The sequence below is a fragment of the Mycobacterium sp. OAE908 genome (assembly GCF_017872775.1).
In the GTDB taxonomy this organism is placed as follows: Bacteria; Actinomycetota; Actinomycetes; order Mycobacteriales; family Mycobacteriaceae; genus Mycobacterium.
In genome coordinates, this window is the sequence record NZ_JAGGJL010000001.1 from 367,860 (window position 1) to 383,700 (window position 15,841).

Here is a 15,841-nt window from a genome sequence, read left to right on the forward strand (position 1 = left end):
AACACGTTTCATTTATGCTCTCCGGCATGGGTGATTCAACGCTGACCACCGAACTGGGCCGCGTGCTCGTGACCGGAGGCTCCGGCTTCGTCGGCGCCAACCTGGTGACCGAACTGCTGGACCGAGGACACCACGTCCGCTCGTTCGACCGAGTTCCCTCCCCTCTGCCCGCGCATCCGCGGCTCGAGGTCCTCGAGGGCGATATCTGTGATGCCGCGACGGTGGCCGCCGCCGTCAAGGACATCGACACCGTGATCCACACCGCGGCGATCATCGATCTGATGGGCGGCGGGTCGGTCACCGAGGAGTACCGCAAGCGCAGCTTCGCGGTCAACGTCGAGGGCACCAAGAACCTGGTGCACGCCGCGCAGGCCGCAGGCACCAAGCGGTTCGTCTACACCGCCTCCAACAGCGTGGTGATGGGCGGGCAGCGGATCTCCGGCGGAGACGAAACGCTGCCCTATACCAAACGCTTCAACGACCTCTACACCGAGACGAAGGTCGCCGCGGAGCAATTCGTCCTTTCGCAGAACGGCGTTGACGGGTTGTTGACGTGCTCGATCCGGCCCAGCGGCATCTGGGGCCGCGGCGATCAGACGATGTTCCGCAAGGTGTTCGAGAACGTGCTCGCAGGCCACGTCAAGGTGCTGGTCGGCAGCAAGAAGGTCAAGCTCGATAACTCCTACGTACACAACCTGATTCACGGATTCATCCTTGCCGCCGAGCATCTGGTCCCGGGCGGAACGGCGCCAGGTCAGGCGTACTTCATCAACGACGGCGAACCGATCAACATGTTCGAGTTCTCCCAACCGGTGGTCGAGGCGTGCGGTCAGCCGTGGCCGAAGATCTGGGTGCCGGGGCGGCTGGTCAAAGCCGTGATGACGGTGTGGCAGTGGTTCCACTTCCGGTTCGGCCTGCCCAAGCCGCTGCTGGAACCCCTTGGGGTGGAACGGCTTTACCTGGACAACTACTTCTCGATCGCCAAGGCGCAGCGCGACCTGGGCTACCAGCCGCTGTTCACCACCGAGCAGGCCATGGCGGAGTGCCTGCCGTATTACGTCGACCTGTTCCACCAGATGAAGGGTGAGGTCCACGAGCCGGCGGTCGGCGTGATGACGGCATCTCCGCTGGAGGGCTGATCTGCAGCCACTGCGCGCTGCTGTCGCGGGTCAGCGATACAGATGCACCGGCTGATGCGTGACCTGTTCGATTTGCGATGACGCCCGATGCAACAGCTCGGTGCCCAGTGCGATGAGCCCGCGCGCGGCCGCGATCTCCTCGCCGATCATCGGCGCAGCCGAGTCCTTCGGGTTGCGGTAAGCGTCCCCCAGCGTGGTCACGCTCTTACCGTCGCCGCACTGGGCGTGCACCATCGCATGCGTGTGCGTCTCGTCCTCGTCGAAGTCGATCTCGACGCGCCACTTGTTGCTCAAATCCTTGTCATACATGGTCTTCCCCTGCCATCACCTTCCGGTTACCAGGGTGCGCCTCTCAGGCATGCTTTGCACCGAAACCGCACACTGGCCGACCGCGAGACGGCATCGTGGTCCAGTGCCGCGTTCCCGCTTTGCCACCAACGGCGACACCCGCATTCACTACCTCGACTCTGGCGGCGACGATCGCGGTGCGCCGATCATCTTCGTCCCAGGGGTGACCGATCTCGCGGACGACTACGTCGAGATCCTGCCACTGCTCGGGCGGCGAACGGTCGTGGTGGAGCTGCGCGGGCACGGCCAAAGCGACGCGCCTGAAACCGGGTATGACCTTGGCGCGCTCAGTGCGGACGTCGGTGCGGTGGTCGACGCGGTCACGGACGGACCGGTGCACCTCATGACGTTCTCCCGCGGCACGACGTATGCGATCGCGTGGGCGCTGGCGCACCCGGATCGCGTGCTGTCGCTCTCGATCGGCGATTACGTGCCAGCGGAAATCGTGTTGCCCGAGCCGCATATGCGTCACCTGCTGGACGGCCGGTGGCGCGGTTCGCCGGTTCGCAACCGGCTCGACTACGAGGCGGCGGTCAAGATGTTCCGCGCGGCGCGGGGTCGGTCGTATTGGGAAGATTTGTCGGCGCTGCAGCCGCCGATGCTGGTGGTGCGCAGCCCCAACAGCCCTTTGATCGATGACGCCGCATGGGCCCGCTATCGGCGGTTGTTTCCGTCGGCGGAACTGCACGAGTTCCACGACTCCCCCCACGACATCTTCCGGCCCGACCGCGCCCGGTACCCGACGCTGGTCCGAGAGCTCACGAATCGGTGAACCGTTGGCCGAATACCCGATCACTGCCGCACTGCGCCCCTAGGCTTCGACCTAATCGTCAATTGGTCAAGGAGCAGCCGTGCCGAACGAAAAGCCGAACATTCTCGTCATCTGGGGCGACGACATAGGCATCAGTAACCTGAGCTGCTACAGCCGCGGCATGATGGGCTACTTCACCCCCAACATCGATCGCATCGCCGATGAGGGGATGCTGTTCACCGATTCCTACGGTGAACAAAGTTGCACCGCAGGGCGGTCATCGTTCATCACCGGGCAGAGCGTCTACCGCACCGGCATGAGCAAGGTGGGCATGCCAGGGGTCGACGTCGGGCTGCAGAAAGAGGACCCGACGATCGCCGAGTTGCTCAAACCGCTGGGGTACGCCACCGGCCAGTTCGGCAAGAACCACCTCGGGGACCTGAACAAGTATCTGCCGACCGCGCACGGGTTCGACGAGTTCTTCGGCAACCTCTATCACCTCAACGCCGAAGAAGAGCCCGAGAACCCCGACTACCCCACCGAGGAAGAAGCACCGCTACTGCGCCGGGCGCTGCTGCCGCGTGGCGTCATCCACTCCTGGGCCACCGACGAGGACTCCGGCGAAGTCGATGAACGATACGGACCCGTCGGCAAGCAGCGCATCGAGGACACCGGGCCGCTGACCAAGAAGCGGATGGAGACCATCGACGACGAAACCACCGGTGCGTGCACCGATTTCATCCGGCGCCAGCATGAGGCCGGCACTCCGTTCTTCGTCTGGATGAACATGACGCACATGCACTTCCGGACGCACACCAAGCCGGAGAGCCTTGGCCAGGCGGGCCGTTGGCAGTCGCCGTACCACGACACCATGATCGACCACGACCGCAACGTCGGCCAACTGCTCGACCTGGTGGATGAGCTGGGCATTGCCGAGGACACGATCGTCATCTACAGCACCGACAACGGCCCGCACGCCAACAGCTGGCCGGACGGCGCCACGACGCCGTTCCGAAGCGAGAAGGCCACCAACTGGGAAGGGGCCTTCCGTGTTCCCGAGATGATCCGCTGGCCGGGAAAGATCAAGCCCCGCAGTGTCTCCAACGAGATCGTCCAGCATCATGATTGGCTACCGACTTTCCTTGCCGCAGCGGGGGATCCGGGCATCATCGACAAGCTGAAGGCCGGCCACACCGTCGGTGACATGACCTACAAGGTTCACATCGACGGGTACAACCTATTGCCCTATCTCACCGGTGAGGTGGACAAGAGCCCACGCCGCGGCATGATTTACTTCTCCGACGACTGCGACGTGCTGGGAATCAGGGCCGAGAACTGGAAGGTCGTTTTCATGGAGCAGCGGTGCCAGGGCACGCTGCAGATCTGGTTCGAGCCGTTCACGCCACTGCGGGCGCCGAAATTGTTCAATCTGCGCACGGACCCATACGAACGCGCGGACATCACGTCGAACACCTACTGGGACTGGATGATCGACCGTATCTACTTGGTCCTCTTCGGATCGGCGATCGCCACCCAGTTCCTCGAGACGTTCAAGGAGTTCCCACCGCGTCAAGAGCCGTCGTCGTTCACCATCAACCACGCGGTCGAAGAGCTCAACAAGTTCCTTTCCTCCCGCGGCGGGTGAGCGTGCTGGAGTCATGGCAAGACGGTTCTGCGAAGGCGGCGATTGTCGACTTCGTAGACCGCGTGACCACCCACGGCGGGCCGGATTACGTTGAGCCCCAACAGCGTGTCGCGGTCTTCGACAACGACGGCACGCTGTGGTGTGAGAAACCGATGTACATACAGCTCGACTTCCTCGTGCGCAGATTCGCCGAACAGGCGAAGGCCGATCCGTCACTGCGGGACAAGCAACCGTACAAGTCGGCCTTCGAGGGGAACTTGAAGTGGCTGGCCGACGCCGTCACCAAGCACTATCAGGGCGATGACGCCGACATCACGACGCTGATGGGGGCCGTGCTCACCGCACACGAAGCGATCACTGTCGAGGAGCACCGCCGTCGCGTCGAAAACTTCTTCGCCGACGCCAAGCATCCGACACTCAAGCGATCCTATGCGTCCTGTGGATATCGGCCGATGGTCGAACTGTTGCGCTACCTGGAAGCGCACAGCTTCACGAACTACATCGTGTCCGGTGGGGGTCGGGACTTCATGCGGCCGATTACCGCTGCGCTGTACGGGATTCCGCCCGAACGCGTGGTCGGCAGCTCGGTGGGATTGATTTATCAGGACGGTCATCTGTATACGACGGCGCAGCCGGAATTCCTCGATGACGGGCCGATGAAGCCGGTGCGACTGTGGAGCCGGATCGGGCGCAGACCTATTCTTGCCGCCGGCAATTCGGACGGCGACATCGAAATGCTGGAGTTCACCCGCGGTCTGCGGCTGCTTGTGCTGCACGACGATGCCGATCGCGAATTCGACTACACCGCCGGCGCGGAGAAAGCCCTTGAGCAGGCGAGCAAGGACGACTGGACCGTGGTCAGTGTGTGCAACGACTGGACGACCGTCTTCGGTGATTAACGAACTGGTGTGGATCCCACCGCAGACATCGGTGCTGGGATCCGATCGACATTACGACGAGGAGAGGCCTGCGCGGGCGGTCAGCGTCGACGGCTTCTGGATCCACACCCACCCGGTGACCAACACCGAGTTCGCCGAATTCGTTGCCGCCACTGGCTATCTCACGGTCGCGGAGCGGCCGCTGAACCCGGCCGACTATCCCGGCGCACCTGCCGAGAACCTGCAACCGGGGTCGATGGTGTTCACCCGCACGAACGGACCGGTCGACCTGCGTCACCTGAATCTGTGGTGGACGTGGACGCCGGGAGCGTCGTGGCGGCATCCGGTCGGCCCGAACTCGTCGATCGACAAGCGCGCCGATCACCCCGTCGTGCACGTCGCCTTCGAAGACGCGGAGGCATACGCGGCGTGGGCGGGGCTGGCGTTACCCACCGAAGCCGAATGGGAAACGGCCGCGCGCGGCGGTCTCGACGGCGCGACTTACACCTGGGGCGACGAGCCGGAACAGCCAGACCAGCCGATGGCCAACTACTGGCACGGCGAATTCCCGTGGCGGCCCGATCGTGGGTATGGCCGCACCACGCCCGTCGGCAGATTCCCGCCGAACGGCTACGGGTTGGCGGATATGGCAGGCAACGTGTGGGAGTGGACGACGGACTTCTACGCCGACTCGCGCGAAGGCGATCCTTGTTGCGAGGCAGGCAGTTACGACCCGCGCCAGCCGCAGTTCCAGGTGCCGCGCAAGGTCGTGAAGGGTGGGTCGTTCCTGTGCGCCGACAACTACTGCCTGCGCTACCGTCCGGCGGCGCGGCGACCGCAACCCGTCGATACGGGCATGAGCCACATCGGCTTTCGCTGCGTCAAGCGCTGAGGTTGTTTTTCGCCGCGCCCAGCAGTCAGGCTTCCGCGGTCTTCTTGATCGCCGCGAGCGTGGCGGGGATGCCTGTCCTGGCGAGTTCGCGACGATGCTCGATGTGCGCGTCGGCGTGCTCGCCCCAACGCTCGTGGAAGCCGGCGATGCCTGCGGGCAGGAACTCCCAATGTTCGGTGAGCCGGGTGCCGCCGTCCTCGGGTGCGAAGGTGAATCCCCACCGCACCCAGCCGTTGTTGACCTCCCACGCGAACTCACGACCGGGGTCCGCGACGACCACCTGGCTGCGGGTCTCCCAGGTTCGCTCCGGAAGCTCGTTGCGGCCGGTGAACCAGGCACCGACTTCCGGGCCCGCGCCGTCGTCCCACCAGCACGCCTTGCAGACCGGACTCCACTCACCCATCCGGGTCACGTCGGACACCAACGCATACAACTCATCGGGTGTCAGGGCAACAGAAATCGAATCGGACATCTTCAATTCGGTCACATTGGCAGTCTGCCCTAGCGCTAAGTTAGAACGCGTTCTAGTTCACCGTCGAAGGGCCGTCCGGCATGAGCAACGGTAATCAGCGCAGCGCCATCGTGATCGGCGGAGCGTCCGGAATCGGCTGGGCGACGGCGCAGGCGCTGGCAGCCCAACAAGACCGGGTCACCATCGCCGACCGCAACGCCGACGGCGCGCGCAGCCGGGCCGCAGAACTCGGCGATCCGCACACCGGCGCAGCCGTCGACGTCACCGACGAGGGCTCCGTACAGCGGCTGTTCGAACAGACCGGACCGGTCGATATCGTCGTCAACACCGCCGGGTTCTCCAACGTCGGGCTGATCACCGACATGCCCGTCGACCAGTTCCGCGACGTCATCGACGTCTGCCTCACCGGAGCGTTCATCGTCGCCAAGCACGCGGGGCGCACGTTGCGCTCCGGCGGTGCGCTGGTCTCGATCAGCTCGCTCAACGGCCGTCAACCCGCAGCGGGCATGAGCGCGTACTGCGCTGCCAAGGCCGGGCTTTCGATGCTCACTCAGGTCGCCGCGCTCGAGCTCGGCCCGCGCGGCATCCGCGTCAACGCCGTCGCGCCCGGCTTCGTCCACACCCCTCTCACCGAGCCGGCAGCCGCCATCCCCGGCGTGATCGAGGAGTACGTCGAGAACACCGCGCTGGGCCGGGCAGGCACGCCGGAGGACATCGCGGGCGCCGTGCTGTACCTGTGCTCGCCAGCGTCGTCGTGGCTGACCGGAGAGGTGCTCGACCTCAACGGCGGCGCGCACCTCAAGCGCTACCCCGACATCCTCGGCCACGTCATGAAACTGGCGGAGGCGCCGCAATGAGTTCCGCGGGTAAAAACGCGATCGTCACCGGCGCCGGATCGGGCATCGGTGCTGCGCTGTGCCGCGCGCTGGTCAATGCGGGCGTCACTGTCGTCTGCACCGATATCGACGGTGACGCCGCCGAGCGCACCGCCGCGGCGCTCGGCGGCAACGCCCGCTCCGCCCGAGTCGACGTGACCGACGCGGCCGCAGTGCAGGCCGTCGTCGACGACGTGGTGGATCGCGCCGGACGGCTCGACCTGATGTTCAACAACGCAGGCATCGTGTGGGGCGGCGACACCGAACTGCTGACGCTCGACCAGTGGAACGCGATCATCGACGTCAACATCCGAGGCGTCGTGCACGGCGTCGCGGCGGCCTACCCGCTGATGGTCCAACAAGGCCACGGCCACATCATCAACACCGCTTCGATGGCGGGGCTGACCGCGGCAGGGCAGATCACCAGCTACGTCACCACCAAGCACGCCGTCGTCGGGCTGTCGATGGCCCTTCGCTCCGAAGCCGTCAGTCGCGGCGTCGGCGTGTTGGTGGTGTGCCCGTCAGCCGTCGAGACTCCGATCCTCGACAAGGGCGCAATCGGCGGATTCGTCGGGCGCACCTACTTTCTCGAGGGCCAAGGCGTGAAGACCGCCTACGACCCCGACCGGCTCGCGCGAGACACGTTGCGCGCCATCGAGAAGAACAAGGCGATCCTGGTGAAGCCGCGACTGGCACACGCTCAGTGGCTTTTCGCCCGACTCGCGCCGACTCTGATGAACCGCGTATCGATCGGGTTCATCGAACGCCAGCGCGCCAGCCAGGCCACAGCACGTTCCCAGCTGGGCTAGCGTCACGGCCATGGACACCGAGTTCACGCTGACACAAAGGCGTGCACTGGCCGTTGCGACCGTGATCGCGCTGCTGTTCGGCGCCTACTTCCTGCGCGGCTACTTCATTCTGATCGTCGTCGCGGCCGTCGCCGCCTACCTGTTCACGCCGTTGTTCGACCGGCTCAACAAGCGCTTCGGCACCGGCTTGTCGGCGACGCTGACCTTGTTGGCGGCGATCGCGTCGGTGGTGGTGCCCATGGGGCTGTTCGTGATGCTCGCCGTCGTGCAGATCACGAACATGGTCGAACGGGTGGCGGAGTGGGTGGGCCGCACCGACCTGTCGACCCTCGGCGATCAGGCGCTGCGCTTCGTCAACGACGCGCTGGACAAGGTGCCGTTCATCAATGTCGACGTCACGCCCGACTCGCTACGGGGGTCGATGGCGACCGCGGCGCAGAAGGTCGGTGAGTGGCTGCTGGGTCTGCTGCAGGGTGCGGCAGGCAGCGTGTTCGGCGGTGTGACGGCGGCGATCCTGTTTCTCTACGTGTTCTTGTCGCTGTTGACCAACCGCGACAAGGTGCTCATGCTGATCCGTCGACTCAACCCGCTCGGCGAGGAGATCACCGACCTCTACATGTCGAAGATGGGCGCGATGGTGAAGGGTACCGTGATGGGCCAGTTCGTCATCGCCATCTGTCAGGGCATCGCAGGCGCGGCCTCCATTTACATCGCCGGCTTCCACCAAGGCTTCTTCCTTTTCGCGGTGCTGCTGTCGGCGCTATCGGTGATACCGCTCGGCAGCGGCATTGTGACGATCCCGTTCGGAATCGGAATGATCTTGTTCGGCAACGTATTCGGCGGTGCCTTCGTGATCCTCTTCCATCTCATCGTGGTGACGAACATCGACAACTTCTTGCGACCGATCCTGGTGCCGCGGACCGCGCGCCTCGACTCGGCGCTGATGCTGCTCGCGGTGTTCTCCGGCATCGCCATGTTCGGCGCGTGGGGCATCGTGATCGGCCCGGTGTTGATGATCGTCATCGTCACCACGATCAGCGTCTACCTCGCCGTGTACAAGGGCGTACCGATGGATGACCCCGATGAGGACGAAAAACCAAAGCAGCGAAGGCTTCCCGGCTGGTTCGCGCGCCTCGGCAGGGCCAAGGCGCCGGTGCAGGCGCCCGCTAAGCCAGTCGCTCCTTGAGGAATTGGACGACCCGCTTACGCGCCTCGTAGGCCGGATGCAGGTCGACCTCGCGAACTTCCAGCGTCAACACCGAGTGGGCCATCTTGCCGAAACCGTGCTCGTTGCCCTTCTTGGAATCGATCTCGATGACCTCGAACGCATCGCCAAGCCGATCTTTCAACGTCTTGAAGCGCGCGCCCGGCGAAAGCGGGTCTTCGCTGAAACGCAGGCCCAGTGCGCACAATCCGTCGTTGGCGGCACGCTGCTCGATGACCTTCAACTCGGCCTCGGACAAGCCTGGGTCGCGTCGATGTTTGGCCGTCAACCCGATCGGCAGCGACGGCTGGCTCAAAACGGGTGCCAGCACGCTGTCGTCGACGGCGGCCGCGAGCGCGAAACCGCCGCTCCAGCACTGGCCGATCACGCCGACGCCCTTACCCGGCGTCTTCTCGTTCAGATCGCGTGCCAACGCACGCAGGTAGTGCGCGACCGGACGGTCCGCGTTGGTGGCGAACGCCGCGAATTCCTTTGCCACACAACCGCGCAGCATCACCGGCACCGCACCGGGGCGGACACCCGGGGCGCCGGGCGTGCCGTACAGCGACGGCGACGCGACGGTGAATCCGTTGTCCACCAAGTGATTACCCAGTGCCAGTACTCCTGGATGAATACCGGGCATCTCGGGGATCAACACCACGCCGGGGCCTTCGCCTTTGCGGTAGACGTCATAGGTGAAACCGGCAGCCGAGAACGGCGAGGCGGTCCAACCGGTCAAGTCGGCTTCCGGGGCCGCCTGGCCGGCGACATTGGGGTCCGGCGCAGTCATGGATTCTCCTATTTGGCGGGCAGCGGCGACTGGGTCTGCGTCGCCGCAGCCAGCGTACGGTACTCGCCGGTACCCGCGGCGCCCGTTATGGCGATCTGCGCCGGGCCGCCCTGACCGTTCAGCCGGGTGGTCCACACCGGCTCAGCCCGCTTGCCGTCCTGGCCGGACCCCTCGGCGCCCTCGTACACCACCCACTTCACGCCGTCGACGTCCTGGGCCCCGGTCGGATACACGTCGGTGTTCAGCGAGGCGATCAGCTTGTCCTCATCGGCGTTGCTCTGCGTCAAGCTGAGGTACATCCCGCTCGGGGTCAGGTATCCGACGGTGGAGCTGACGGCGCGGACCTGCTGGCGCGAGACCGGGTCGGTGCGACCGCCGTCGATACCTTTGCGGCTGCCGGAGTTGGCGTGCCAGCCGTCGGGCAGCTTCGGTACCCGGATCGGGATCTTCAGGGCATCGGCGTCGGCCTGGAGCGCGGCGGGAGCGTCGTAGTTGGGCGCCGGACCTTTGCCGGGCCCGTTCGGCGCAAACGAGCACATGCCGAGCACGCCCGCCAGCACGATGCACGCGATCACCAGGGGTGCGATGGACCAGAACATGTCCCGGCCGTCCTGCAGGATCCGGGGCTTTGGGGGCTTGGGGGCCGGTAGTGGCTCCATCGTCATGGCCGCCAGTATCCCAGCTGCCAAACTCCGACCTGGCAATGGGAGAATCTGCACCCATGAGCCCCGCGCGCGGTGAAGCCCCTGATCGCAACCTCGCCCTCGAACTCGTGCGAGTCACCGAGGCCGGCGCCATGGCCGCAGGCCGCTGGGTAGGCCGCGGCGACAAGGAAGGCGGCGACGGCGCTGCCGTCGACGCCATGCGTGAGCTCGTCAACTCGGTGTCCATGCGCGGTGTCGTGGTGATCGGCGAGGGCGAGAAGGACAACGCTCCGATGCTGTACAACGGCGAGGACGTCGGCAACGGCGACGGTCCCGAATGCGACTTCGCCGTCGACCCGATCGACGGAACGACGTTGATGGCCAAGGGCCTTTCCAACGCGATCTCGGTGCTCGCGGTGTCCGAGCGCGGCACCATGTACGACCCGTCGGCGGTGTTCTACATGAACAAGATCGCCGTCGGACCCGATGCCGTCGACGCCATCGACATCACCGCCCCGATCGGCGAGAACATCCGCAAGGTGGCCAAGGCCAAGAACGTGTCGGTGTCCGACCTGACCGTGTGCATTCTGGACCGGCCACGGCACGAGCAGTTGATCGCCGACGTGCGCGCCGCGGGCGCCAGGTGCCGGCTGATCTCCGACGGTGACGTCGCGGGCGCAATCTCGGCGTGCCGGCCCAACACCAGCACCGACCTGCTCGTCGGAATCGGCGGCACGCCCGAAGGCATCATCGCCGCTGCCGCGATCCGTTGCATGGGCGGCGCCATCCAGGGCCAGTTGGCGCCCAAGGACGACGACGAACGCCAGAAGGCCCTCGACCGCGGCTATGACCTTGACCAGGTGCTGTTCACCGAAGACCTGGTCTCAGGGGACAACGTCTTCTTCTGCGCCACCGGTGTCACCGACGGTGACCTGCTCAAGGGCGTGCACTACTACGGCGGTGGCTGCACCACGCAGTCGATCGTGATGCGGTCGAAGTCGGGCACCGTGCGGATGATCGAGGCCTACCACCGGCTGTCCAAGCTCAACGAATACTCCGCCATCGACTTCACCGGCGACAGCAGCGCCGTCTATCCGCTCCCGTAACCACCAGACCGAAAAGGATCCACATGAGCATCGACTCGTCCCCCAAGGAAGATGTCGAGTACCGCATCGAGCACGACACCATGGGCGAGGTCCGGGTGCCTGTCAGCGCGCTGTGGCGCGCGCAAACCCAGCGGGCGGTGGAGAACTTCCCGATCTCGGGACGCGGCCTGGAGCGCACGCAGATCCGCGCGCTCGGACTGCTCAAAGGCGCTTGCGCGCAAGTGAACAAGGACCTCGGGCTGCTGGCTCCCGAGAAGGCCGACGCGATCATCGCGGCGGCAGGTGAGATCGCTGACGGCCTGCATGACGACCAGTTCCCGATCGACGTGTTCCAAACCGGTTCGGGCACCAGCTCCAACATGAACACCAACGAGGTGATCGCAGGCATCGCCGCGCAGAACGGCGTAACCGTGCATCCCAACGACGACGTCAACATGTCGCAGTCGTCCAACGACACCTTCCCGACCGCTACCCACATCGCGGCGACGGAAGCAGCTGTGCGCCATCTGATTCCGGCGCTCGAGGTGTTGCACGAATCGCTGGCGGGCAAGGCTCGGCAATGGCGCACGACGGTGAAGTCGGGTCGCACGCACCTGATGGATGCCGTGCCCGTGACGCTGGGCCAGGAGTTCTCCGGCTACGCGCGGCAGGTCGAAGCCGGCATAGAGAGGGTCAAGGCCACCCTGCCGCGACTGGGCGAACTTGCCATCGGCGGAACGGCTGTCGGCACCGGCCTGAATGCCCCCGACGATTTCGACCAGCGTGTGGTCGCCGTGTTGACCGACCAGACGGGTATTGCTGAATTGCGGGTCGCCGCAAACCATTTCGAGGCCCAGGCCGCGCGCGACGGGCTGGTCGAGGCGTCCGGGGCGCTGCGCACCATCGCAGTGTCGCTGACCAAGATCGCCAACGACATCCGGTGGATGGGCTCAGGACCGCTGACTGGTCTTGGCGAAATCCAGCTGCCAGACCTGCAGCCAGGCAGCTCGATCATGCCGGGCAAGGTCAATCCTGTTATCCCCGAAGCGGTTACGCAGGTCGCAGCTCAGGTGATCGGCAACGACGCGGCGATCGTGTGGGGTGGGGGCAACGGCGCGTTCGAGCTGAACGTGTACATCCCGATGATGGCCCGCAACGTGCTGGAGTCGTTCAAGATTCTGGCCAACGTCTCAAAGCTGTTCGCCGAGCGCTGCATCGACGGGCTGGTCGCCAACGAGGAGCGGCTGCGTGAACTCGCCGAATCCTCACCATCGATCGTGACGCCGCTGAACTCCGCGATCGGCTACGAGGAAGCCGCCGCAGTCGCCAAGCAGGCGCTCAAGGAGAAGAAGACCATCCGTCAGACGGTGATCGACCGTGGTCTGATCGGCGACAAGCTGTCGGAAGAGGAACTCGACAAGCGCCTGGATGTGTTGGCGATGGCGAAGGTAAACGACGGCGACGCCTAGCAAGCGAGGCAATCGGGTACCGACCGCGGGTGTTAACTGACATCCTTGCGGCAATGACCACGGGCATGGCCAGTCGCCCCGCCGAGCAACAGGCTCTCGGTGAGTTCCTGACCGTCGCGGCGCAAGAGCCGGCGGCGCTGTTGCTCGACGGTGAAGCAGGGATAGGCAAGACCACCCTCTTGCATGCCTGCCTGGCGCGGGCGCGCGCCCTCGGGTTTGTGGTGCTCTCGGCGCGCGCGGTCGATGCGGAGTCTGTTCTGGCGTATGGGTCGCTGGCCGACCTGCTGGCCGATGTCGATGCGAGCATCTGGGCGGACCTGCCGGCTCCTCAGCGCATCGCCCTCGACCGGATGTTGGTGCGTGAACAAGCGGCCGAAGCAACCACCGACAAGCGGGCCGTGGCCGCCGCATTCCTTTCGGTCATCGATCGCCTGACCGACAGCGCACCGGTGTTGGTGGCGATCGACGACCTGCAGTGGCTCGACCCGTCGTCCGCCAGCGTCATCGCATACGCGGCGCGTCGGCTGTCTGGCCCGGTGGGGTTGCTTGCCACCGTCCGCACCGAACCCGACAACGGCGGCGCGATCGCGTGGTTGCATCTTCCCCGTCCTGATGCCGTCCACCGGATCACGTTGCAGCCGTTGCCGTCTCGGGCGTTGGAGACCATCATCAAAGACGAGCTGGGCCGAACGATACCGCGCCCAGTGATGGCCCGCATCCACCGGATGTCGGCCGGAAACCCGTTCTATGCCATCGAATTGGCCCGCGCATTCGTAGCGAAGGCCGGCGAGACGCTGCCGAGCACGCTGGCCGAGTTGGTGCGGGTGAGGATAGGCAGCTTGGACTCCGCGGCACAGGAGGTGCTACTCGCTGCCGCGTGCCTGGCCACGCCGACAGTCGAGGTGGTCGGCGAGGCGGTGGGCGTCGGCCAAGATCGGCTGATCGAGCTCGTGGAAACGTCGGAACGCCACGGCATCATCGCCATCGAAGGAAACCGGATCAGGTTCACCCATCCCCTGCTGGCCAGTGGCGTATACGCCGATGCCTCATCGACACAGCGTCGATCGATGCATCGTCGCCTCGCCGGGATCGTCGACGAATTGGAGCTGCGCGCACGGCATTTGGCCCTGGGCTCGACAACGGGTGACACCGAGACCTTCGCCGCGCTGGACGATGCGGCGGCTTCGGCGCATGCACGTGGCGCACCCGCAGCGGCCGCCGAGCTACTCGAGCTGGCCATCGGTCTCGGCGGCGATACGCCCGAACGTCGAATCAAATTGGCCATCAATACATTTGACGCCGGTGAACCCGCGCGAGCACGCGTGTTGCTCGAGAAGGTCATTGCGGACGTGCCTGCCGGACCGCTTCGAGCAGAGGCCCGGTATGCGTTGGCCGTCGTCCGGTTCATCGACGACGGCTACCTCGAGGCGTCGGCGTTACTGCAGCGCGCGCTGGACGAAGACAATCCCGGTGTGCCGCTTCAGGTTCGCATGTCGACCACGTTGGCATACGCGCTGTATATGACCGGGGCGCCGGACCCCGCGTGGCAGTGTGCCGAAAAAGCCGTGGTGCTCGCCGAACGCCTCGGGCACCCCGGCCTGCTCAGCGAGGCCCTCGGGGCACGGGCGACCATTCGCTTCTTCGTCGGCGGTGGCATAGACGACGAAAGCCTGCGGCGAGCGCTGGAGCTGGAGGACCACAACTCGTTCACCCCGATCATGCTTCGGCCCAGCGTCGAACACGCGCTGATTCTGGCCTGCATCGGCGAACTCGATGCGTCGTATGACCGCATGCAGGCCATCGAGCGACGCTGCACCGACAGGGGTGAAGAAGGCGAGCTGATCTTCGTTGACTTCTACGTCGTGGTGAATCGGATCTGGAGGGGAGATCTCGGTGAAGCCAGGCGACTGGCCGACGACGTGAGGGAACTGGCCAGGCAACTCGACGCCGATTTCCCGGCCATGTTGAGCCTCGTGTTGCAGGCATGGCTCGCCGTATACGGCGGCTCTGAAGACGAAGCCCGGCAGGCCGTCGTGTACGCGATCGACGCCAGTAAACGCAGTGGTACCGCGTGGCACGAGGGATGGGCGCTCACGGCCCTCGGATTCCTCGAAGTTTCACTCGGCAACTACGGCGCCGCGGTGGACGCACTGCAGCCGTTGCTGTCCGCGTACGTACCGGACTCCACCGAGATCAACGCGGCGTCGTTCATGCCGGACGCGGTGCAGGCGTTGACCGCCACCGGGCGAGCGGACGAGGCCGAACCGCTTGTCGAGGCGCTCGAGCGCAACGGACGCAGGCTCGACCGTGCCTGGATGCGGGCGGTCGGCGCCCGCGGGCGCGCGATGGTGCAGGCCGCCCGCGGTGACACCGACGCCGCCGTGCAGAGCGCGCGAGCGGCGCTGGTTGACCACGACCGGCTGCCGATGCCGTTCGAGCGGGCGCGCACCCAGTTGCTGCTCGGCCAGTTGCTGCACAGAGAACGCGCCGAGGCGACGGCCGTGTTGCGGGAGGCTTTGGCCGTGTTCGAGGAACTCGGCACCCCGCTGTGGGCCGACCGTGCGCGCGCGGAGCTTGCCGGCACCCGGCCACGCGTCAGGACGGCCCAGGAAGGCCTGACTCCGGCCGAGCAACGCGTCGCCGAACTGGCGGCGTCGGGGATGACGAACCGCGATGTGGCGGCCATGCTTTTCATCAGCGCGAAGACCGTCGAGGCCACGCTGGCGCGGGTGTACCGCAAGCTGGGTATCCGGTCGCGCGCAGAGCTCGGCAGGCACATGGATACGATCGGGCAGTAGCGGGTAACCATACTGGCGCGAATGTTGCCAGAGCGTATGTTC

15 protein-coding genes are annotated in these 15,841 nt (G+C 65.5%); 11 read left to right on the plus strand and 4 right to left on the minus strand.

Annotation, left to right across the window (positions count from 1 at the left end; all coding sequences use genetic code 11):
* Positions 1–14 precede the first annotated feature (14 nt).
* Positions 15–1,139 carry an NAD-dependent epimerase/dehydratase family protein gene (locus tag J3E61_RS01775; protein ID WP_210082385.1) on the plus strand — a complete coding sequence of 375 codons (1,125 nt, stop codon included), beginning with the start codon at positions 15–17 and terminating at the stop codon, positions 1,137–1,139.
* A 30-nt stretch (positions 1,140–1,169) separates the two neighbouring features.
* On the opposite strand, the gene J3E61_RS01780 is transcribed toward J3E61_RS01775, so the two are convergent.
* A complete protein-coding gene (locus J3E61_RS01780; protein WP_210082386.1) occupies positions 1,170–1,448 on the minus strand; it encodes a DUF1876 domain-containing protein in 279 nt (92 codons plus the stop codon).
* Between the two features lie 49 nt (positions 1,449–1,497).
* Between J3E61_RS01780 and J3E61_RS01785 the strand changes: the two genes are divergently transcribed.
* The 4 genes from J3E61_RS01785 (at position 1,498) to J3E61_RS01800 (ending at position 5,653) form a co-directional block, all read left to right on the plus strand.
* Positions 1,498–2,259, plus strand: a complete 762-nt coding sequence (locus J3E61_RS01785) for an alpha/beta fold hydrolase (RefSeq protein ID WP_210082387.1) — start codon at positions 1,498–1,500, stop codon at positions 2,257–2,259.
* Positions 2,260–2,338: 79 nt separating this feature from the next.
* Complete coding sequence (locus J3E61_RS01790; protein WP_192726832.1) at positions 2,339–3,883, plus strand: sulfatase-like hydrolase/transferase; 1,545 nt, start codon at positions 2,339–2,341, stop codon at positions 3,881–3,883.
* Between the two features lie 2 nt (positions 3,884–3,885).
* Positions 3,886–4,782 (plus strand): haloacid dehalogenase-like hydrolase, encoded by an 897-nt coding sequence (locus J3E61_RS01795; protein WP_192727014.1) that lies wholly within the window; start codon positions 3,886–3,888, stop codon positions 4,780–4,782.
* Positions 4,775–5,653, plus strand: coding sequence for a formylglycine-generating enzyme family protein (locus J3E61_RS01800; RefSeq protein WP_210082388.1), 879 nt, complete (start codon positions 4,775–4,777; stop codon positions 5,651–5,653). Before J3E61_RS01795 ends, J3E61_RS01800 begins: the two co-directional genes overlap by 8 nt.
* A 25-nt stretch (positions 5,654–5,678) precedes the next feature.
* On the opposite strand, the gene J3E61_RS01805 is transcribed toward J3E61_RS01800, so the two are convergent.
* Positions 5,679–6,125 carry an SRPBCC family protein gene (locus J3E61_RS01805; RefSeq protein WP_192727015.1) on the minus strand — a complete coding sequence of 149 codons (447 nt, stop codon included), beginning with the start codon at positions 6,123–6,125 and terminating at the stop codon, positions 5,679–5,681.
* Positions 6,126–6,205: 80 nt separating this feature from the next.
* Between J3E61_RS01805 and J3E61_RS01810 the strand changes: the two genes are divergently transcribed.
* The 3 genes from J3E61_RS01810 to J3E61_RS01820 are packed head-to-tail and all read left to right on the plus strand — an operon-like array spanning position 6,206 to position 8,995.
* Entirely contained in the window at positions 6,206–6,982 is a 777-nt protein-coding gene (locus J3E61_RS01810; protein ID WP_210082389.1) for an SDR family oxidoreductase, read from the plus strand.
* Positions 6,979–7,809 (plus strand): SDR family NAD(P)-dependent oxidoreductase, encoded by an 831-nt coding sequence (locus tag J3E61_RS01815; protein WP_210082390.1) that lies wholly within the window; start codon positions 6,979–6,981, stop codon positions 7,807–7,809. The genes J3E61_RS01810 and J3E61_RS01815 overlap by 4 nt, the downstream gene beginning before the upstream one ends.
* 10 nt (positions 7,810–7,819) lie before the next feature.
* Positions 7,820–8,995: an AI-2E family transporter gene (locus tag J3E61_RS01820; RefSeq protein WP_210082391.1), complete on the plus strand. Its 1,176-nt coding sequence runs from the start codon at positions 7,820–7,822 to the stop codon at positions 8,993–8,995.
* On the opposite strand, the gene J3E61_RS01825 is transcribed toward J3E61_RS01820, so the two are convergent.
* Both J3E61_RS01825 and J3E61_RS01830 read right to left on the minus strand, forming a co-directional pair.
* Positions 8,976–9,803 carry a dienelactone hydrolase family protein gene (locus J3E61_RS01825; RefSeq protein ID WP_192726837.1) on the minus strand — a complete coding sequence of 276 codons (828 nt, stop codon included), beginning with the start codon at positions 9,801–9,803 and terminating at the stop codon, positions 8,976–8,978. The two genes, J3E61_RS01820 and J3E61_RS01825, sit on opposite strands and share 20 nt — an antisense overlap.
* Positions 9,804–9,811: 8 nt before the next feature.
* Entirely contained in the window at positions 9,812–10,468 is a 657-nt protein-coding gene (locus tag J3E61_RS01830; RefSeq protein WP_210082392.1) for a DUF4245 domain-containing protein, read from the minus strand.
* A 56-nt stretch (positions 10,469–10,524) separates the two neighbouring features.
* Here J3E61_RS01830 and glpX point away from each other — a divergent pair, with 56 nt between their 5' ends.
* From glpX to J3E61_RS01845, 3 genes are read left to right on the plus strand one after another with little or no spacing between them, the layout of a single operon-like run.
* Positions 10,525–11,553, plus strand: coding sequence for a class II fructose-bisphosphatase (glpX, locus tag J3E61_RS01835; RefSeq protein ID WP_192726839.1), 1,029 nt, complete (start codon positions 10,525–10,527; stop codon positions 11,551–11,553).
* 23 nt (positions 11,554–11,576) lie between these two features.
* A complete protein-coding gene (locus tag J3E61_RS01840) occupies positions 11,577–13,001 on the plus strand; it encodes a class II fumarate hydratase (protein ID WP_210082393.1) in 1,425 nt (474 codons plus the stop codon).
* A 53-nt stretch (positions 13,002–13,054) separates the two neighbouring features.
* Entirely contained in the window at positions 13,055–15,799 is a 2,745-nt protein-coding gene (locus J3E61_RS01845) for an AAA family ATPase (protein WP_210082394.1), read from the plus strand.
* Positions 15,800–15,841: the final 42 nt, after the last annotated feature.

What these genes read in the sequence shown, in the direction of transcription:
- J3E61_RS01775 (WP_210082385.1), top strand. Translation starts at nt 15, where the DNA reads ATGCTCTCCGGCATGGGTGATTCAACGCTGACCACCGAACTGGGCCGC.
- J3E61_RS01780 (WP_210082386.1), bottom strand. Translation starts at nt 1,448, where the DNA reads ATGTATGACAAGGATTTGAGCAACAAGTGGCGCGTCGAGATCGACTTC.
- J3E61_RS01785 (WP_210082387.1), top strand. Translation starts at nt 1,498, where the DNA reads ATGCTTTGCACCGAAACCGCACACTGGCCGACCGCGAGACGGCATCGT.
- J3E61_RS01805 (WP_192727015.1), bottom strand. Translation starts at nt 6,125, where the DNA reads ATGTCCGATTCGATTTCTGTTGCCCTGACACCCGATGAGTTGTATGCG.
- J3E61_RS01810 (WP_210082389.1), top strand. Translation starts at nt 6,206, where the DNA reads ATGAGCAACGGTAATCAGCGCAGCGCCATCGTGATCGGCGGAGCGTCC.
- J3E61_RS01815 (WP_210082390.1), top strand. Translation starts at nt 6,979, where the DNA reads ATGAGTTCCGCGGGTAAAAACGCGATCGTCACCGGCGCCGGATCGGGC.
- J3E61_RS01820 (WP_210082391.1), top strand. Translation starts at nt 7,820, where the DNA reads ATGGACACCGAGTTCACGCTGACACAAAGGCGTGCACTGGCCGTTGCG.
- J3E61_RS01825 (WP_192726837.1), bottom strand. Translation starts at nt 9,803, where the DNA reads ATGACTGCGCCGGACCCCAATGTCGCCGGCCAGGCGGCCCCGGAAGCC.
- J3E61_RS01830 (WP_210082392.1), bottom strand. Translation starts at nt 10,468, where the DNA reads ATGACGATGGAGCCACTACCGGCCCCCAAGCCCCCAAAGCCCCGGATC.
- glpX (WP_192726839.1), top strand. Translation starts at nt 10,525, where the DNA reads ATGAGCCCCGCGCGCGGTGAAGCCCCTGATCGCAACCTCGCCCTCGAA.
- J3E61_RS01840 (WP_210082393.1), top strand. Translation starts at nt 11,577, where the DNA reads ATGAGCATCGACTCGTCCCCCAAGGAAGATGTCGAGTACCGCATCGAG.
- J3E61_RS01845 (WP_210082394.1), top strand. Translation starts at nt 13,055, where the DNA reads ATGACCACGGGCATGGCCAGTCGCCCCGCCGAGCAACAGGCTCTCGGT.